14 protein-coding genes are annotated in these 16915 nt (G+C 71.7%); 8 read left to right on the top strand and 6 right to left on the bottom strand.

Annotated features, from left to right (window positions below):
* Window positions 1–7: 7 nt before the first annotated feature.
* Entirely contained in the window at window positions 8–1453 is a 1446-nt protein-coding gene (locus tag ACIGDI_RS08620; protein WP_399892524.1) for a hydrolase, read from the bottom strand.
* A gap of 277 nt (window positions 1454–1730) precedes the next feature.
* Here ACIGDI_RS08620 and ACIGDI_RS08615 point away from each other — a divergent pair, with 277 nt between their 5' ends.
* Window positions 1731–1994 (top strand): GlsB/YeaQ/YmgE family stress response membrane protein, encoded by a 264-nt coding sequence (locus tag ACIGDI_RS08615; protein WP_399892522.1) that lies wholly within the window; start codon window positions 1731–1733, stop codon window positions 1992–1994.
* Window positions 1995–2346: 352 nt separating this feature from the next.
* Here the strand turns inward: ACIGDI_RS08615 and ACIGDI_RS08610 are convergent, their stop codons facing one another.
* The 3 genes from ACIGDI_RS08610 to ACIGDI_RS08600 all read right to left on the bottom strand — a co-directional run bounded on the left by ACIGDI_RS08610 (window position 2347) and on the right by ACIGDI_RS08600 (window position 4771).
* Window positions 2347–3273: an NAD-dependent epimerase/dehydratase family protein gene (locus ACIGDI_RS08610; RefSeq protein ID WP_399892519.1), complete on the bottom strand. Its 927-nt coding sequence runs from the start codon at window positions 3271–3273 to the stop codon at window positions 2347–2349.
* A gap of 106 nt (window positions 3274–3379) precedes the next feature.
* Complete coding sequence (locus ACIGDI_RS08605; RefSeq protein ID WP_399892516.1) at window positions 3380–3931, bottom strand: GNAT family N-acetyltransferase; 552 nt, start codon at window positions 3929–3931, stop codon at window positions 3380–3382.
* 54 nt (window positions 3932–3985) lie between these two features.
* Window positions 3986–4771, bottom strand: a complete 786-nt coding sequence (locus ACIGDI_RS08600; protein WP_399892513.1) for a GNAT family N-acetyltransferase — start codon at window positions 4769–4771, stop codon at window positions 3986–3988.
* A gap of 207 nt (window positions 4772–4978) precedes the next feature.
* Here ACIGDI_RS08600 and ACIGDI_RS08595 point away from each other — a divergent pair, with 207 nt between their 5' ends.
* The 4 genes from ACIGDI_RS08595 (at window position 4979) to ACIGDI_RS08580 (ending at window position 12388) form a co-directional block, all read left to right on the top strand.
* A complete protein-coding gene (locus tag ACIGDI_RS08595; protein ID WP_399892509.1) occupies window positions 4979–5464 on the top strand; it encodes a nucleoside deaminase in 486 nt (161 codons plus the stop codon).
* A 144-nt stretch (window positions 5465–5608) separates the two neighbouring features.
* A complete protein-coding gene (locus tag ACIGDI_RS08590; RefSeq protein ID WP_399893004.1) occupies window positions 5609–9904 on the top strand; it encodes an aminotransferase class I/II-fold pyridoxal phosphate-dependent enzyme in 4296 nt (1431 codons plus the stop codon).
* Window positions 9901–10647: a class I SAM-dependent methyltransferase gene (locus ACIGDI_RS08585; protein WP_399892506.1), complete on the top strand. Its 747-nt coding sequence runs from the start codon at window positions 9901–9903 to the stop codon at window positions 10645–10647. Before ACIGDI_RS08590 ends, ACIGDI_RS08585 begins: the two co-directional genes overlap by 4 nt.
* Window positions 10648–10813: 166 nt before the next feature.
* Window positions 10814–12388 (top strand): alpha/beta hydrolase, encoded by a 1575-nt coding sequence (locus ACIGDI_RS08580; protein ID WP_399892503.1) that lies wholly within the window; start codon window positions 10814–10816, stop codon window positions 12386–12388.
* A gap of 1 nt (window position 12389) precedes the next feature.
* On the opposite strand, the gene ACIGDI_RS08575 is transcribed toward ACIGDI_RS08580, so the two are convergent.
* Window positions 12390–12818: a MarR family winged helix-turn-helix transcriptional regulator gene (locus ACIGDI_RS08575; protein ID WP_399892500.1), complete on the bottom strand. Its 429-nt coding sequence runs from the start codon at window positions 12816–12818 to the stop codon at window positions 12390–12392.
* Window positions 12819–12896: 78 nt separating this feature from the next.
* Here ACIGDI_RS08575 and ACIGDI_RS08570 point away from each other — a divergent pair, with 78 nt between their 5' ends.
* Window positions 12897–13331 carry a PaaI family thioesterase gene (locus ACIGDI_RS08570; protein WP_399893001.1) on the top strand — a complete coding sequence of 145 codons (435 nt, stop codon included), beginning with the start codon at window positions 12897–12899 and terminating at the stop codon, window positions 13329–13331.
* 174 nt (window positions 13332–13505) lie between these two features.
* Window positions 13506–14603, top strand: a complete 1098-nt coding sequence (locus tag ACIGDI_RS08565; RefSeq protein ID WP_399892497.1) for a chemotaxis protein — start codon at window positions 13506–13508, stop codon at window positions 14601–14603.
* Window positions 14604–14612: 9 nt separating this feature from the next.
* Here the strand turns inward: ACIGDI_RS08565 and ACIGDI_RS08560 are convergent, their stop codons facing one another.
* On the bottom strand, window positions 14613–15026 hold the full coding sequence (locus ACIGDI_RS08560) for an SsgA family sporulation/cell division regulator (RefSeq protein ID WP_351566793.1): 414 nt from the start codon (window positions 15024–15026) through the stop codon (window positions 14613–14615).
* Between the two features lie 404 nt (window positions 15027–15430).
* Between ACIGDI_RS08560 and ACIGDI_RS08555 the strand changes: the two genes are divergently transcribed.
* Complete coding sequence (locus ACIGDI_RS08555) at window positions 15431–16864, top strand: PP2C family protein-serine/threonine phosphatase (protein ID WP_399892493.1); 1434 nt, start codon at window positions 15431–15433, stop codon at window positions 16862–16864.
* Window positions 16865–16915 lie beyond the last annotated feature (51 nt).

The following is a 16915-nucleotide window of genomic DNA, read 5'->3' as shown; positions in this document are numbered from 1 at the left end:
GTGGGCCTCAACTGACGTTGAGAGCCGTGTCGTCGATGACGAAGGAGGTCTGCAGGGTGGAGCCCTCGGTGCCGGTGAACTTCAGCGTGACGGTCTGGCCCGCGTAGCTCGCGAGACTGAAGCTGCGCTGGGTGTAGCCGCTCCCGGCGTTCAGGTTCGAGTAGGTCGCCAGAGTGCCCAGCACGGTCCCGGAGCTGTTGAGGACCTGGACCTTGAGCGTGTCGTAGGCCGTGCTGGTACTGGTCTCCGCCGTGTCGACGTGGAGATAGAAACTCAGGGCGGCGGTGGTGCAGCCGGAGGGAATGGTCACCGACTGCGACAGCGTGTCGGTGGTGGCGCTGCCGTAGCCGTCCAGCCAGGCGTAGTACGAACCCGTACGCGCCGACTCGCTGGTGGAGTTGGTGATCACGCCGCTGGAGGCGCTCCAGGTGGTGCTGCCGGACTCGAAGCCGTTGTTGCCGAGCAGCTGGGCCGCCGTGCAGGTGCCCGAACCCCCGCCGCCTCCGCTGCTGCTGCCCGCGCCGGCCAGCCACGCGGTGGCGTTCAGCGCCAGGGCGGCGTTGGTGGCGCCGGAGTCGTTCCAGCCGTCGTAGAGGGTGTTGCCGGACTGGCCGGTGCCGTCGTCGATGGGTGAGCTGTCGCCCCAGAAGGCGACGCGGCCGCTGCCGAAGGTGGACGTCAGGAAGAACGCGCCGGTGTTGCCGGAGTAACCGGTGCGGTAGAGAAGGCCCTTGACCGCGGAGTTGTCGGCGGGCTTGAGGGTGGCGGTGGTGCCGCTGGCGATGAGGCTCTTGGAGACGGTGCCGAAGGAGCCGTGCAGCACCGGGTCGGTGCTGTCGCTGATGGCGGACGGATAGTCGGAGCTGATGCTCAGCGAGTCGATGGAGAAGCCGAACGGGTCGGTCGAGTCGACGCTGTTGTTGGTCATCAGGTCGTTGAGGATCTCGACCGCGTCGTAGCCGTCGTTGTTGCGGTCGGCTCCGGTGTGGTCGGAGATCATGAACAGTCCGCCGCCGTTCTTGACGAACGTCATGATGGCCGTCTTCTCGGCAGTGGTGAACAGAGTGTTGGGCTCCGGCAGGACCAGGGTGTCGAAGTTCGACAGGTCGGTGGAGGACGAGCCGCCGTAAGTGAGCGCGCCGGTGGCCGTCTTGAGGCTGTAGCTGCCCGTCTTCTGCAGCGCGACGCCCCAGGACGACAGCGCCCCGGTCCAGTCCGTCTCGGCGGACGGGGTGGAGTCCTGGCCGAGCGGATCCGGCTTGCTGGTCGAGATGATCCAGTCCGCGTTGCCCGCCTCCTCGGCGTGGCCGTCGTCGAAGAGGACGCGATGGGTGGTGGCCGCGCGGGCGGGGGTGGCACCTGCCGTGGCCTGGAGAGCGGCGCCCGTGCCGAGCAGACCGAAGACCGCGAGGGCCGTGGTGAGTCTGTGGCGGGTTCTGGAACGAGTGAGCATCCGGCGTACCTCCGAGTGGGGTTGGGGACGTGTGGTGCGGGATGCGGGGCCGGACCTACGCGCGTAGACACAGCGCATCTGCGCGCGTAGACGTTCGGTCGGACGGGACCCGTGCGACCGATTGAACGGTACATGGCAGAACAGGGGCTGAACAGGCGTCACCGGCCGCACCCCGCGGAGATGACCCGACGTTGACCCGTGCTTGAAACGGAACGGACTGTCCCCCTCCCCGAGGGGGCATCTGCTAAGTGCGGGGGCCTTGGAAAGAGGGGCGGAGATGGAGATCTCAGGCATCATCAGTGCCATCGTGATCGGCATCGTCATCGGCGTACTGGGCCGGCTCGTCGTGCCGGGGCGCCAGCGCATCGGGATCCTGCTGACGATCCTCGTCGGCATCGTGGCCGCGCTGATCGGCTCGGCGCTGGCGAGTGCCTTCGGCGTGGCCGACACCAAGGGCATCGACTGGATCGAGTGGCTCATCCAGATCGGCCTCGCCGCGCTGGGCGTCGCCGCACTGGACCGGTCGAGGGCGCGCCGCTGAGGGGTGCGGGGGCGGCACGGCGGGTGGTACCGGCGGGTGTGCGGCGAGCCTGCGCGGCGCGGCGCACTGGAGTCCGCGGTCGGCGTTCCCGTGCGTAGCCCTGGCCGGGGGCGGTAGGCCCTGGCAGGGGGCGTTACCCCTGGCAGTGGGCGCTGGTCAGGCCCGCCGACGCGGCTCCCCTCAGCAGTCGGCGGGCCCGTCGCCTCGACCGTGCGCCCTGAGCGGGAGTGTCGGACGCCGCGGGAGGCTGTCCCCGGGTGGTGTACCCATGGACGAGATTGCCAGCCGCGCCGCTCCGTGAGGCGGGGCCGGTCGGACCCCGACTGCGGTCCGAACAGCCCCAGTTGGCGCTTCAACGTCGCGCAGCCGACGCAGCCGACGCCGCGAGGCCATCGCGGCAGGAGGGGTATTCGGGTGTCCAGCCCAGCTCCCGTTCCGCCTTCGCCGAGGACACGCGCATGTTGGTCGACATCATCGTGTGCGCGTACGGCATGGCCCGGGTCAGCCACAGCGGCACCGTCAGCGGCTTCGGCAGCCCGAACTCCTGCGCCACGCACAGGAGATGGGCACGGAAGCCGAGCGGGGTGCGGTCCGTGACGTTGTACGCCTGGCCGGCCCGGCCGCGTTCGACGGCGGCCACCACCGCGCGCGCCGCGTCGGCGAGGTGGATCCAGGGCAGGACCCGGCCGTGGTCGTCGGGGGCGGGCAGTTGCCGCTTCCGGAGCATGGCCAGGATGGCGTCGGTGCCGCCGGGGCCGTAGAACAGGCCGAACCGCAAGGAGATGCCCGCCAGTCCGTCCGCCTCGAAGGTGAGTTGTTCCTTGATCCGCATGCCCTCGACGTGCCGCTCCAGTTCCGGGGTGGTGCCGCGCGGGCCGAACGGGTCGTCCTCGGTGAGGGTGCGATCGCCGAAGTCCCCGTAACCGTAACCGAAGACCATGGACTCGCTGACGAAACGGCGGGCGCCGGTGGCCTGCGCGGCCTCGACGAGGTGGGCGGTGCCTTCGACGCGCAGCGCGTCGGTGGCGTACATGTCGCGATGGCGCATCGGCGCCTTGCGCAGGGCGGTGGCGGCGTGGATGACGGTGTCGAAGTGCCGCCCCTCGACGGCGCGCAGCAGCCCGTCCCGGTCCATGAGGTCGGCGCGCACCTGGTGGGCCGGTCCCCGGCCGAGCCCGGTGACCTTGTGCCCGGCCTCGGTCAGGGCACGGGTGATGTGGCCGCCGAGGACGCCACCGGCCCCCGCGAGGAGGATGCTCTGGTTCGTGTTCGTCGTCATACCGATGCGACGAACCGGGTCGCCACGGATGTGACATCCCCACGGAAGTGGACCTCGCCACGGCTTACCGGGCCGGGCGAGGGCCGATGCGGGGCGACTGTTCCTATCAAAACCGTCGACGAGTGGCTCCGACGTACCGGTCAGACGACAGTTCGAAGACGCGCACGCGGCGACCACAGCTGGGATCGACGGTCTCCCGGACCGGAAGCATCCCCAGTTTCGTCATGACGCGCTCGGAGGCGCCGTTGCCCACCTGGACGATGCTGACGATCTGCTCCAGCCCGCGGTCCTCGAACCCGAACCGCACGGCAGCCGCAGCGGCCTCCGTGGCCAGGCCCTGTCCCCAGTAGGCACGCGCCAGCCGCCAGCCGACCTCGGTCGCGGGCAGCAACTCCGGCATGAAGTGGGGGACCGAAAGACCGGTGAACCCGGCCAGTCTGCCGGTGGAGCGGATCTCCACGGCGAACAGGCCGAAGCCCTGTTCATCCCACTCACGCTCGATCGCCTCGATGCCGCGGCGAGTCTGCTGTTCGTCACGGAGACTGCCGTCACCGATCCACCGCATGACCTCGGGATCTGCATTGACCGCTGCCATGGGGGCAATGTCACCCGCGCGCCAGCGACGCAGGGTCAGACGAGGAGTCTCAAGCACGACCATCCGAGCATTCTGGATCGGGGACGGACTCCGCGCCTCCCTTGCCGGGCACTTCCGCTACGCGGCCCGGGGCACGTACGTGTACGGAGTCGTCGTGGTCAGTGGTGCGAAGCCGAGGCGTTCCAGGATGGGTCTGCTCTGGCTGGAGGCGTCGACCTGGAGGTAGCGGTAGCCGCGTTCGACGGCCGCGCGGGCGCGGTGGGCGACCAGGGCGCGGTACACGCCTCGCCCGCGCCAGCCCTCGACGGTGCCGCCGCCCCACAACCCGGCGAAGCGGGTGCCGGGCAGGAGCTCCATACGGGCCGCGCTGACCGGTTCGTCGCCGGCCAGTGCGACCACGGCGACGATCGTGTCCGGTTCCCCTGCCAGCCGGGCCAGCAGCTGCTCGCGCAGGCGGGAGCCGTCGGTGCCGAACGCCTTCTCGTGCACGTCGGCCACGAGGTGCACGCCCGCCGCGTCGGTGACCGGCAGCAGGCGGACGCCCTCGGGCGGCTCGGCGTCGAGGTCGAGACCGGCGGCCTCGGCGATCATCAGCGTCTCCTCGGGGTCGGCCGTGAACCCGGCGGCCCTGAGCCGCTCCCCCAGGTCCACGGGCCGGTCGTGGCCGTACAGCTTCCACTCGAAATCCCGGCCCAGCCGCGAGAAGAAGGCGATCTGCTCGGAGATCGCCGCCTGCGCGTTCGTCTCGTCCAGGTCGGACCAGACGACGCCGTTCCAGCCGCGCGCGGACGACACCTGGCGCACCACGCCGCCCACCCGTTCGACGCGCGTGTCAGGGCCGTCCGGCTGGGCGTCCTCGCGCATGTCACGGTCGAAGAGGGCGAGCACCGCTGCATGATCCATGGGGTCACTCCAGCACCCGGCGCCGGGCGCGGCAACAGCTTTACCGCCGGGGCAGGCCGGGCCGCACGGCCGCGAGGCGAGCTTGCGGGCCCGGTGGACGCCGTCGCCGTGCGGGGGCGGGCTTCGCCCGGCGGCGCGCCTTCCCGGCGTGCGTGGGCGATCGTAGGCTGCACGTCGAAGATCACGTCGTGAGGAGGGCCGTACGCCATGGTCGTGAAGGACACCGAGCTGACCCATCTGCGGCGGTGCGTCGAGCTGGCGGCCGAGGCGCTGCGGGCCGGTGACGAGCCGTTCGGGTCGGTCCTGGTGGGCGGCGACGGCACGGTCCTCGCCGAGGACCGCAACCGGGTGGCCTCGGGCGACCGGACCCGGCACCCCGAGTTCGAGCCGGCGCGCTGGGCGGCCGCCCATCTGACGCCCGAGGAGCGGGCGGCGGCGACGGTGTACACCTCCGGCGAGCACTGCCCGATGTGCGCGGCCGCGCACGCCTGGGTGGGCCTCGGGCGGATCGTGTACGTGGCGTCGTCGCGGCAACTGTCCGACTGGCTGCAGGAGTTGAGGGCGCCCGCGCCGCCGGTGCGGACACTGTCGGTGAACGAGGTGGCACCGGGCGTGGTCGTAGAGAGCCCGGTGCCGGAGCTGGTGGCGGAGGTGCGCGCGCTGCACCGCCGGCTTCACCGCGGGGACTCCTGAGTCAGGCCGCGAGGCGGGCCGGTTCCGTCCAAGATGCAGCGGTGCGTGCATCATGCATAGGCTCTACGGATAAGCAGACCAGGTGGAAACCCGGTCTCCTCCGGTGGGAGGAGGCGCTTGCCTTTGCTGCCGGCACACCGGCTGATGGTCGCTCATGCCGCGTCGGTGGCGGCGGCCACGACCCTCTACTTGACGGTGCCCGCCGCACGCGCCCCGGCGTGGGCGATCATCGGTGTCGCCGGCGTCGTGGCGGTGCTGACCGGCGTGCACGTCAACCGCCCCGCCCATCGCTGGCCCTGGTGGTTGCTGGCCGCCGGCCTGCTGACGTTCATCGCGGGCGACACGTACTACAACGTCGTCGAGGAGTACTTCCACGCCTCCAACCCCTTCCCCTCCCCCGCGGACGCCTGCTACCTCGCCACCTATCCGCTCTTCGCCGCCGGGCTGTCCGGGCTGGTCCGCTACCGCTGGGCGGGCCGCGACCTGCCGAGCCTGCTCGACGCGCTGATCTTCACCGCCGGGCTCGCGCTGCCGGTGTGGCTGTACCTGGTGCAGCCGCTGACCGTGGTGGACGGACTGACCTGGCAGCAGCGGGCCATCAGCATCGCCTACCCCCTCGGTGACGTCCTGGTGCTGGCACTGCTGGCCCGGCTGCTCACCCCGAGCCCGGTGGGCGGCCCCAACCGGTCGGTCCAGCTGCTGGTGGTCGGCACCGTGACGCTGCTCGGGTTCGATATCGTGTACGGGATCCTGCAGCTCAACGGCGTCTGGCAGGCGGGCACGGCCCTCGACGCCGGATGGATCGTCTTCTACACCGCCTGGGGGCAGGCCGCCCTGCACCCGGCCATGGTGGAACTGACGGCGGCGGCGCCCCGGCACAGGTCGCTGCTGGCCCCCCGCCATCGGCTGGTCATGCTGGCCCTGGCGACGCTGATCGCCCCGGGGATCCTGCTGTACGAGGGGCTGACCCGCTCGGCCGAGGACGCCGCGGTGATCGCCGCCTTCTCCGGTGTGTTGTTCGTGCTCGTGATCCTCCGGCTCGGCGGGATGATCGTGGCCCACCGCGGCACCGTGGCGCGGGAGCTGACGCTGCGCGTTGCGGCGATCTCTCTCGTGTCGGCGGTCCGCCAGGAAGAGGTGGCCCGGGTGTGCGGCACGGCCGTCGACAGTCTGCTGGGCACCGCGGTCGACCACCGGACCCTGCTGCTCCCTGCCGAGCGCGCCGCCGACCTGGCACAGCACCACGGGCACCTCGTCGACGCCGCCGACCTCGCGGTCGGCCAGGAGGTGGAGCCCTTCGCCACGGTGCTGGTCTGCCTGATGATCCCGCCGGACCGCCCCTACGGCGACGTCCCCGGTGTACTGCTGGTCGCCGGGCCGCCCGGTCAACTGGCCGAGACCCGCGGCTCCCTGGAGATCCTCGCCTCGCACGCCGGCCTGGCCATGGAGCGCATCGCGCTGCGCCAGGAGATCATCCGCCGGGAGAACGAGGCGTACTTCCGCACGCTGGTACGCAACACCTCGGACGTGATCCTCATCGTCGAGGACGACGACACCGTCCGGTACGCCAGCCCGTCCGCCGCGTCCGTCTTCGGCACCGCCGACCTGGTCGGCGTCCCACTGCCGGACCTGGTCGACCCGCGGGACCGGCAGCGCGCCGCACGGGAGCTGGCGGCCGTTCGGGCGTCGGGTCCGCGGGCCACCCACGACCACTGGTGGGTCAGGCACCGCGCGGGCCGGGTCGAGGTGGAGGTGCGGTGCAACGACTTCCGGGACGAGCAGACCGTGGGCGGACTGGTGGTCACCCTGCGCGACGTGACGGAGCAACGCCGGCTGGAGCACGAACTGACCCACCGGGCCTTCCACGACTCGCTCACCGGCCTGCCCAACCGGACGCTGCTGCTGGAGCGGATCGAGCGAGCCCTGCTGCGCGGGCGTCGCGAGTCGTCCCTGACCTGTCTGCTCTTCATCGACCTCGACGACTTCAAGCAGGTCAACGACACGCTCGGGCACTCGGCCGGCGACCATCTGCTGGTCTCCGTCGGCGATCGGCTGTCCAAGGCGCTGCGGCGCAGCGACACCGCCGCCCGGCTCGGCGGCGACGAGTTCGCCGTCCTGATGGAGGACGCCCGCGAGCCGCTGGACGCCGAGCTCCTGGCCGCCCAGGTGATCCAGACGCTGACCCGGCCGTTCGCCCTCGGAGACGAGTCGGTCACCGTCTCCGCCAGCGTGGGAGTGGCCACGGCCCGCGACAGCACCGACGCGGAGGAACTGCTCGGTCACGCCGACCTCGCGCTCTACGCGGCCAAGGCGGCCGGCAAGCGGCAGTGGCGGCGCTTCCGCCCCCTGCTGCACACCCGCATGGTCGAACGGCACGACCTGCAGAACCGGCTCGCCCGAGCGGTCGCCGACAAGGAGTTCACCCTGCGCTACCAGCCGGTCGTGGACATCAAGGCGGGCGAGGTCGTCGGCTTCGAGGCGCTGGTGCGCTGGCCGCAGGCCCCGCCCAGGCCCATGCCGCCGGAGCAGTTCATCGCGCTGGCCGAGGAGACCGGGCACATCGCGATGCTGGGCGCCTGGGTGCTGGAGAACGCCGTCAACGACATCGCCGGCCTGCAGCGGCTGCCCGGCCCCGCCGCTCCGCCGTACGTCAGCGTCAACGTCTCCGCCCGCCAGTTCCGCGACGCCGGCTTCGTCGAGCAGGTCGAACAGGCCCTCGCGACGCCCGGGCTCGCCCCCGGATCGCTGCAGCTGGAGCTCACCGAGACCGTGCTGCTGCGGCGCGACACCCAGATCCAGGCCGTGCTGCGGGCCCTGAAGGAGCTGGGGGTGCACATCGCGGTCGACGACTTCGGGACCGGTTTCTCCTCGCTGCGATATCTGCGCGATTTCCCCGTCGACATACTGAAGATCGACAAGACGTTCATCGACGACATCACCCGCGACGCCCAGCAGGTCGCGCTCGTCGAGGGCATCGTGCGGATCGCCGACACCCTGGGGCTGCAGGTGATCGCCGAGGGGATCGAGGAGCCCGCGCAACGCGATCTGCTGGCGGGGCTGGGATGCCGGTTCGGACAGGGCTATCTGTTCGCCCGGCCGATGACCGCGCAGCAGAGCGAACGGGTGCTGCGCCGGAGCGGCGGCGGCCGGTTGGTCGAGGCCGAATCGGGCTCCGAACCGGTGCCCGCGGCCGACGGGCGCCCCGCGCGCCGGCGGCGCGCGGCCCTTACCGCCGGCCTGGAACACCTGCGACGGACCAGCCCGATGAGCGACGCGGTCCTGGACGAGGTGCGGGGCCGGCACATCCGCTGCGGCGACCACTGGCTGATCGACTTCGCCTCCTGCAACTACCTCGGTTTCGACTGGGACCCGGAGATCATGGAGGCCGTGGACCCCGCGCTGCGGCGCTGGGGCACCCACCCCAGCTGGTCCCGTCTGCTGGGCAGCCCGCGCCTCTACCCCGACATCGAGGAACGGCTGGCCGAGCTGCTCGGCGCGTCGGACACGCTGTTGCTGCCGACGCTGACCCTGATCCACACCTCGGTGATCCCCGTGCTGGCCGACGACGGCCATGTCTTCGTCGAGGCGACGGCACACCGGACGATCTACGACGGCTGCGTCGTCGCCCGCGGCCAGGGCGCCACCCTGCACCGCTTCCACGCCGAGCGCCCCGCGGAACTGGGCACCCTGCTGGCCTCGGTGCCCTCGGGCCTGCCCCGGCTGGTGTGCGTGGACGGCGTCAACAGCATGAGCGGCAATATCCCCGACCTGCCCGCACTGGCGTCGGTGTGCCGCGCGGCGGGCGCGACGCTGTACGTCGACGACGCGCACGGCTTCGGGGTGATCGGGGAGCGCGGGCCCCAGGAGCCCTGCCCGTACGGGATGCGCGGCAACGGAGTGGTGCGGCACACCGGGGAGTCGTACGACGGGATCGTGTTCGCCGGCGGCTTCTCCAAGGCGTACTCGTCGCTGCTCGCCTTCCTCGCGCTGCCGACCGCGATGAAGAACCGGCTCAAGACGGCCGCGGGCCCCTACCTGTACTCGGGTCCCTCCCCCACGGCGTCCCTGGCGACGGTGCTGGCCGGGCTGGACGTGAACGACAGGCGGGGCGACGCGCTCCGCACGGATCTGTACCGCAGGACGGTCCGGGTACTGGACCACCTGGACCGGCTGGAGGTCGGGACCCTCAACCGGGACCGGCTGCCGATCATCGAGATCCCGCTGGCGGACGCGGACGACCTGGACGCGGTCGGGGCGTTCCTGTGGGACGAGGGCATCTATGTGACGCTGGCCGCCCATCCCCTCGTACCGCGCGACCGGGTCGGATTCCGCGTCCAGGTCACGGCGCTCAACTCCGACGACGACATCGAGCGGCTCAACGGGACGCTGACCCGGCTGGCCGCCCGTTTCCCGCTGCAGCCGAAGGGCCGAGGTCGATGACGACGCACAACGACGACGTGGACTGGGACCGCTGGCCGGTGGTGGACTACCTCGCGGAGAACTACCGCGATCTGCATCCGTCCGACGCGGCGGTCATCGCCCACCACTCCGCCTTCTACCGGCGCATCCCGCCGAGGTCCGTGGGCCGGTCGGTCGAGTTCGGGGCGGGCCCCAACCTGTATCCGCTGATCCTCGCCGCCGCCGCGAGCCGCCGGATCGACGCCGTCGAGGCGGGGGCCGGCAACGTCGCCTACCTGGAGCGGCAGATCCTCTACGGGCCGGACGCGAGCTGGCTGCCCTTCCACGCGCTGTGCCGGCGTCTGAACCCCGACCTGCCCGCCACCCTGGCCGGGGCGCTCGCGGACGTCCACGTCGTCCACGCCGACGTGCGCGAGCTCGCTCCCGGCGGGTACGACCTGGCGTCGATGCACTTCGTCGCCGAGGGCGCCACCGAGGATCGCGCGGAGTTCGCCGACTTCTGCCGGGCGTTCGTGCGCTGCGTCGTCCCGGGCGGACGGCTGGTGGCCGCGTTCATGGAGAACATGCCCACCTACCGCATCGGACCGGCCTCGCGCTGGCCCGGCTGCCCGGTGAACCCCGAGACGGTCACCCAGGTGTTCGCCCCGCTGACCCACGCCCTCACCGTGACCCGCATCGACGCCGACCCGACCCTGCCCGACTACGGCGACTCCGGAATGGTCCTCCTGACGGCCCGGGCGAGACAGCCGTCACCGGGGCGGTGACGCCGGGACCGCTGGTCACCGAAGAGGCCGGAGGGGCGGGGGAACGCCGAGGGTAAGGCACGTCAGGGGGTTGCGCCCGCCCGGAGGCGGGGGCCGTGGGGGCCGCCTATCGTGAGCGAGGGCGCCGTTTCCCGCCGGTCCGCTGCGGGCGCCCTGGGAGGCATCGATGCTGGCCAAGCTGACGACGCGGTCCGCGGTGCGGCGCTGCGCGGTCATCGGGACAGCCGCTGCGGCCCTGGTGGCCGCGGGGCTGCCGTCGGGGACCCCGCACGACACCGGACCCGACCTGTCGCGCTTCTACCGGCAGAAGGTCGTCTGGTCCAGGTGCAAGGGCGCGGACGCGCCCAAGGACCTGCAGTGCGGCAAGGTCACGGTCCCGCTCGACTACTCCAACCCTCGGGCGGGCACGCTGGATCTGGCGCTGGCCCGCTACCGCGCGACGGCGAAGAAGAAGCGCGGTTCGGTGCTGCTGAACTTCGGCGGCCCCGGCGGCTCCGGGGTGAGCGAACTCGCCTCCGGCGGCGACGACTTCATGGGCCTGACGAACGAGTACGACGTGGTGTCCTTCGACCCGCGCGGCGTCGGGAGGTCCTCGCCGGTCAGCTGCGGCGACAACACGGACGCGCTCGCGGCGGTGACGGACGAGAACGCCGACCTCAGCCATCCGCAGGACGTGCTCCGCCAGTTGAAGGCGGCGGCCGAGGAGTGCGCGCGGCACTCCGGTCCGGTCCTGCCCCACATAGGCACGGTGAACGCCTCGCGCGATCTGGACGTGATGCGCCAGGCGCTCGGCGACAAGAAGCTCAACTACCTCGGCTTCTCGTACGGAACACGGCTCGGCGCGGTGTACGCCGCCCAGTTCCCCAAGAAGGTCGGCCGGTTGGTGCTCGACGGAGTGGACACACTGACCGAGCCCATGGCGGAGCAGGGGATCGCGGGCGCCGAGGGCCAGCAGACCGCCCTGGAGGACTTCATCACCTGGTGCGTGAAGGACATCGCCTGCCCCTTCGGCCAGGACGCGCGCGACGCGCGGGAGCAGGTCGTGCAGTTGGTGGACTCGCTCGACCAGGACCCGGTGCCCGGCGACCTGGGAGGCCAGTTCACCGGCCAGGACCTCGTCGGCGCCATCGGGCAGGCTCTGTACAGCAAGGAGCTGTGGCCCTCCCTGGAACGCGCCCTCGCCCAGCTCGTCGAGGACGGCGACACCCGCGGCGTGATGAACTTCGCGACCGGCGGGGCCCGGCCGGCCCGGACGGAGGGCGACGGCGGGCTGGTCGACGAGGACGAGGTCCCGCTGGACAACCTGCCGGCGGCGCTGATGGCGATCGACTGCGCGGACGACCCCGACCGCCCCGGCGCCGACCGCATCGCCCGTGACCTCGGCCGGTTGCGCACCCAGTACGAGCAGGCCTCCCCGGTCTTCGGCCGCTACCGGCTCACCGAGCTGCTGATGTGCTACGGCCGCCCCAGGGGCACCGACTTCATCCGCGACGAGGTGCGCGACGTGCACAGCGCCAAGATGCTGCTCGTGGGCACCCGGGGCGATCCAGCCACTCCATACCGCTGGACCGTGGAGACGGCCGCGCGGCTCGGCTCCTCGGCCGTGGTCCTCGACAACAAGGGCGAGGGGCACACCGGTTACGCCTCCTCCAAGTGCGTGCACGAGAAGGTCGACGACTTCCTCCTGTACGGCTCCCTGCCGCCGGACGGCAGTTCCTGCGGGCCGGAGGAGGACGACTGAGTCAGGCCTCCCAGTCGTAGGCGAGGCGGTGCAGGGCCTCGGCCGTCCGTACGAAGCCGTCCTCGCCCAGCAGTTCGCGCAGCTGGGCGTTGAAGCGGTCGATCTCCGGCCGTGCGGCTCGCAGGGAGTCCGCTCCGGCGTCGGTCAACTCCAGGACGACGGCCCGGTGCTGGCTCGGGTGCGCCCGCTTGGACAGCAGACCCGCCATGGTGAGTCGCCCGACGAGCGCCGTGACGGCCGACTCGCGCAGACCGAGCTCGCCGGCGAGCTCCTGCTGAGTCGCACCGGGCCGGTCCTGTACGGCGAACAGCGCGCCGACCTGGGCGGTGGTGACGCCGGCGACGGCGAGGCAGCGCCGGTCCACCGCGGTGCGCAGACGGTGGGCCGCCCGCTGCAGCAGGAAGTACAGGCGCTGATCCGGCTCGGACATGGGCCGATCTTGACAGACGCCGACGGCGCACGCCACCTTCACTTCACTGGTGAAGTGAGACGGAGGGCGGACGGCGCGATGGACCTGGAACTGGCTCGCAAGGCCCTGGCCGAGCAGCCCTTCAGCAGGCTGCTGGGCACCCGGCTGACCGCCTGCGGAGACGGCACGGCCTCGCTGGAGCTGGACATCCGCGAGGAACTGCTCCAGCAGTACGGCTTCGTGCACGGCGGGGTGCTCTCCTACCTGGCGGACAACACGCTGACGCTCGCTGCGGCCACGGTGGTGGGCGCCGGGGTGATCACGTCCGGGTTCACCATCGACTATCTGCGGCCCGCCACGGGCGCCGTCCTGCGCGCGGACGCCCAGGTGGTGCGGGCCGGCCGGACCCGTGTCGTGTGCCGCTGCGACGTGACGACCGTGGACGGCTCCGGGGTGCGCACCCTGTGCGCCGTGGCTCAGGGGAACGTCGCGGTGACGGAGCCGCCGAACGGGGGCCCGCAGGCCGGAAGCTGACCGGGGCGCGCACGAGGTGTTCGCCGAAGCCCGCCTTGGTCTACGCCGACACCGGCATACCGATGCCTCGACCTGCGTCACGACGGCTCGGGAGACATCAGCAATGAAGTGACCGTAATGCCCGGTCGAACTGCTCCTCATGCCCCACCGACGAATCGGTCCTATGGTGCTCTTATGGAGCACGAGCTGAGTCCTTCAACCCTCTCCGAGCTCCGGCGCCCGCGGCCGTATCCGGCCGTCTCCGTGCTGACGCCGACGCATCGCCGGGAGCCCGACAACGCCCAGGATCCGGTCCGGCTGCGCAATGTCGTGGCCGAGGCCAAGAAACAGCTGGAGGCCGATCCCTCGGTGACGCGGGAACGGCGCTCCGACGTGGTCCGCCAACTCGACCAGGCCCTCATGGAAGTGGATCTGGCGCACGCCGAGGACGGCCTGGTGATCTTCGCCGCTCCGGGCGAGCACCAGGTGTGGTCGCTGGCCCGGTCGGTGCCCGAGCGGGTGGTCCTCTCGGACACCTTCCTGACCCGCAACCTGGTCTCCGCGCACGCCGCCGAGCGGCCGTTCTGGGTGCTGTCGGTCTCCGCCGACCGGGTCACCCTGTGGAACGGCGGCATCGACCGCGTCACGGAGGACCACACCGGCGGCTTCCCGATGACCCGGTCGACGCCGAACTTCGACGCCGAGCGGCTGGAGCGGATCGGCGACGTGCCGAGCACCTTCCGCGACGAGGACACCCGCCACTTCCTGCGGGAGGCCGACGCCACGATGGGCATGGTCCTGCGCGAGCATCCCCGGCGGCTCTACGTCACCGGCGAGCAGGCCGCCCTGTCCGCACTGGACGAGGTGGGCGGCGTCACCAAGGAAGCGGTGCACGTCCCGCACGGCGGACTGGCGCACGGCGCACCGGAAGCGGTGTGGCAGGCGATGCGTCCGGTGCTCGACGCCGAGGCCCGGCGCGACACCGAGGCCGTGGCCCGTGAACTGGAGACGGCCCGTGGCCGCAAGTCGTTCGCGGCCGGCGTGGACGAGGTCTGGCACAGCGCCCGCGAGGGCCGGGTCCGCCTGCTCGCCGTGGAGGAGAACTTCCGCATGACGGTGCGCGACGCGCTCGGCGAGCATCTGGTCCCGGCCGACAGCGGCGACCTGGACGCGCGCGAGGACATCGTCGACGAGATCGTCGAGCAGTGCCTGGAGACGGGCGCCGAGGTCCGCTTCGTCCCGGACGGGGCACTCCTCGACGCGCAGGGGATCGCCGGGGTGCTGCGCTACTGAGACCGGCCCTCACACGTTGCCGAGCAGGGCGCTCAGGCCGCGGTCCAGCGCCTCGGCCAGATCCTCCTGCCCGGCGGCCACGACGGCGTACGTACGCACCAGGAACCGCTGCAGGGCGGCCGTGTCGAACTGCAGCAGGGCCATGCCGTACGGCGAGTGCAGTTCGATCACCGTGCGGGCGCGGCCGCAGGGCCACAGGTGCACATCGCCGCCGCCGACCGGGCCGCGCAGCCCCTCGTCCAGCAGGGTGCGGGCGAAGGTCCAGGTCACCGCCGTGCCGTCGAGGGAGACGTCCGGCGGGAAGTCGAGGTGCACGGCCAGCGGGTCCGCCGAGGTGTAGCGCAGGGTGGCCGGGGCAGGCAGTTCCTGCTCGCGGGCGGTGACCAGGCGGCCCCGGACGGGCTGCTCGAGGGTGATGTCCATGGCCGCTCCCCAATACGGGTCCCGAGGTCGGCCGGATTGCCGACACTGTTACGACCTCGAAGACCCCGATCGCATTACACGCAAGCGCTTACCAGTTTGTGTGACCTGCGTCACTGGGTATCGATGCGAACAAGCATGCCGAACAGACGCCCGTCGAACACACTGCTGAACACCCGCGGGGACTCGGTTACGATGCCTCAAGTCACGTACGCGGCCTACGACTTGACGATCCGGGGAGGTAAGCGACAGACGCAGCGCAACCACTCCGAGTAGACGCTGGCATATGCCAGAAGCACCACCGGATCGTGTGTTGCCAAATCACTTACAGCGCGTCGCGGGCTGTGCAACAGTCGTAACGGTCCCTCCGTCCGCCTTGGTCGAAACGTCCCGCATCGGAGTGCGTCATGCCGTCCCATCTCTCTGCGGATCACCCAGCCGCCCAGCCGCCGGGGCGCGGCTCGGTCGACGCGCTGATCTCGCAGACACGGCGGCTCAAGGGCGACGTGGACGCCGTACGACGGGACACGCACGCGGACGGCTGGGACCCGCGGGAGCGCTGGCAGCGCGCGCTGTACGACCTGGCGCTGCGTCAACTCAACGACATCGACACCCACTTGGCACAGCTGCGGGACGGGCCGCCCTCCGTTCCCACCGCCCCGGAGCCGGCCGGCGGCCGGTCCGTGCCGCCCCCTCCGCGGCACGGCTCGCTGCTCAGCCGGGTCGGCTCCGCGGAGTGGAACCTGCTGACCGACGAGGCGAGTTGGTCCGGCGAGCTGTTCCAGATCCTCGGCCGCGACCCCACGACCGCTCCGCTCACCCTCGACGAACTGCCCTCCCTGGTCCTGGACGAGGACCGCGCGGGGCTGACGGCGATGGTCACGCACTGCCTCGTCGACGCCCAGCCCATCGACGGGGAGTTCCGCGTGGTGCGCCCGGACGGCGAGGTGCGCACCGTGCACATGATGGGCGAGCCCGTGCTCGACGCCGACGGCGGCACCGCCTCGATGTGGGCCGTGCTGCGTGACGTCAGCGAACTGCGCCGCAGCCAGAAGGCGGTGAGCGAGACCCGTGACTCGCTCCAACGCCACCAGCACCGCGCGCAGACCGAGCACCGGATCGCGGTCGAGCTGCAGGAGGCCGTGCTGCCGCCGTGGCGCGGCTCCCTGCGGCTCCCGCACAGAGGCCCCCAGACGCTGGACCTCGCCGCGCACTGCCTCCCGCCGTCTCACGGCACGCTGATCGGCGGGGACTGGTACGACGCGCTGGAACTGCCCGACGGACAGACCCTCCTCAGCGTCGGCGACCTGACCGGGCACGGCGTGACCGTCACCTCGGGCATGGCGATGCTGCTCGGCGCCCTGCGCGGCATGGCGATGGCCGGCACCGCACCGGGACAACTGCTGTCCCTGCTGAACCAGTTACTCGACGCCACCGTGCAGCCAGCGCTGGGCAGCGCGGTCTGCTGCCGCTACCGCCCCGAGACCCGCACCCTGACCTGGGCGCAGGCCGGACACCCCGCCCCGCTGCTGTTCCGCGACGGGACGGGGCGCAGGCTGCGCGCCCCGCAGGGCGTTCTGCTCGGCGCGACCGCGAGCGCCACCTTCGAGGAGGTCCACGAGACCCTCGAAGTGGGCGACCTGCTCCTGCTGCACACCGACGGACTGGGGCCCGGGCATGCCGCGGGAGTGACGGACCCCGCGAGCCGGCTCCTGGACCTGGCCCCCCGCTTCCGCGAGGCGCGCACCGCACAGGACTGCGTACGGCTGGTCGTGGAGGAGTTCGGCGCGAGCGAGCGTCAGGACGACGCGTGCGTGCTCGTCGCCAGGGTGACGGCGTAGCCACACCGGAGCTTCGGTGCCACGGGTTCAGCCCGGACCGTCGGACGACGC

The organism is Streptomyces sp. NPDC085900, assembly GCF_044540925.1.
GTDB classification, from domain to species: domain Bacteria; phylum Actinomycetota; class Actinomycetes; order Streptomycetales; family Streptomycetaceae; genus Streptomyces; species Streptomyces gilvifuscus.
Note: the sequence above shows the minus strand (reverse complement) of the source record. Positions and strands in the feature narration are given on the sequence as shown.

What these genes read in the sequence shown, in the direction of transcription:
- ACIGDI_RS08580 (WP_399892503.1), top strand. Translation starts at nt 10,814, where the DNA reads ATGCTGGCCAAGCTGACGACGCGGTCCGCGGTGCGGCGCTGCGCGGTC.
- ACIGDI_RS08555 (WP_399892493.1), top strand. Translation starts at nt 15,431, where the DNA reads ATGCCGTCCCATCTCTCTGCGGATCACCCAGCCGCCCAGCCGCCGGGG.
- ACIGDI_RS08575 (WP_399892500.1), bottom strand. Translation starts at nt 12,818, where the DNA reads ATGTCCGAGCCGGATCAGCGCCTGTACTTCCTGCTGCAGCGGGCGGCC.
- ACIGDI_RS08585 (WP_399892506.1), top strand. Translation starts at nt 9,901, where the DNA reads ATGACGACGCACAACGACGACGTGGACTGGGACCGCTGGCCGGTGGTG.
- ACIGDI_RS08605 (WP_399892516.1), bottom strand. Translation starts at nt 3,931, where the DNA reads ATGGTCGTGCTTGAGACTCCTCGTCTGACCCTGCGTCGCTGGCGCGCG.
- ACIGDI_RS08620 (WP_399892524.1), bottom strand. Translation starts at nt 1,453, where the DNA reads ATGCTCACTCGTTCCAGAACCCGCCACAGACTCACCACGGCCCTCGCG.
- ACIGDI_RS08560 (WP_351566793.1), bottom strand. Translation starts at nt 15,026, where the DNA reads ATGGACATCACCCTCGAGCAGCCCGTCCGGGGCCGCCTGGTCACCGCC.
- ACIGDI_RS08565 (WP_399892497.1), top strand. Translation starts at nt 13,506, where the DNA reads ATGGAGCACGAGCTGAGTCCTTCAACCCTCTCCGAGCTCCGGCGCCCG.
- ACIGDI_RS08590 (WP_399893004.1), top strand. Translation starts at nt 5,609, where the DNA reads ATGGTCGCTCATGCCGCGTCGGTGGCGGCGGCCACGACCCTCTACTTG.
- ACIGDI_RS08570 (WP_399893001.1), top strand. Translation starts at nt 12,897, where the DNA reads ATGGACCTGGAACTGGCTCGCAAGGCCCTGGCCGAGCAGCCCTTCAGC.
- ACIGDI_RS08595 (WP_399892509.1), top strand. Translation starts at nt 4,979, where the DNA reads ATGGTCGTGAAGGACACCGAGCTGACCCATCTGCGGCGGTGCGTCGAG.
- ACIGDI_RS08610 (WP_399892519.1), bottom strand. Translation starts at nt 3,273, where the DNA reads ATGACGACGAACACGAACCAGAGCATCCTCCTCGCGGGGGCCGGTGGC.
- ACIGDI_RS08615 (WP_399892522.1), top strand. Translation starts at nt 1,731, where the DNA reads ATGGAGATCTCAGGCATCATCAGTGCCATCGTGATCGGCATCGTCATC.
- ACIGDI_RS08600 (WP_399892513.1), bottom strand. Translation starts at nt 4,771, where the DNA reads ATGGATCATGCAGCGGTGCTCGCCCTCTTCGACCGTGACATGCGCGAG.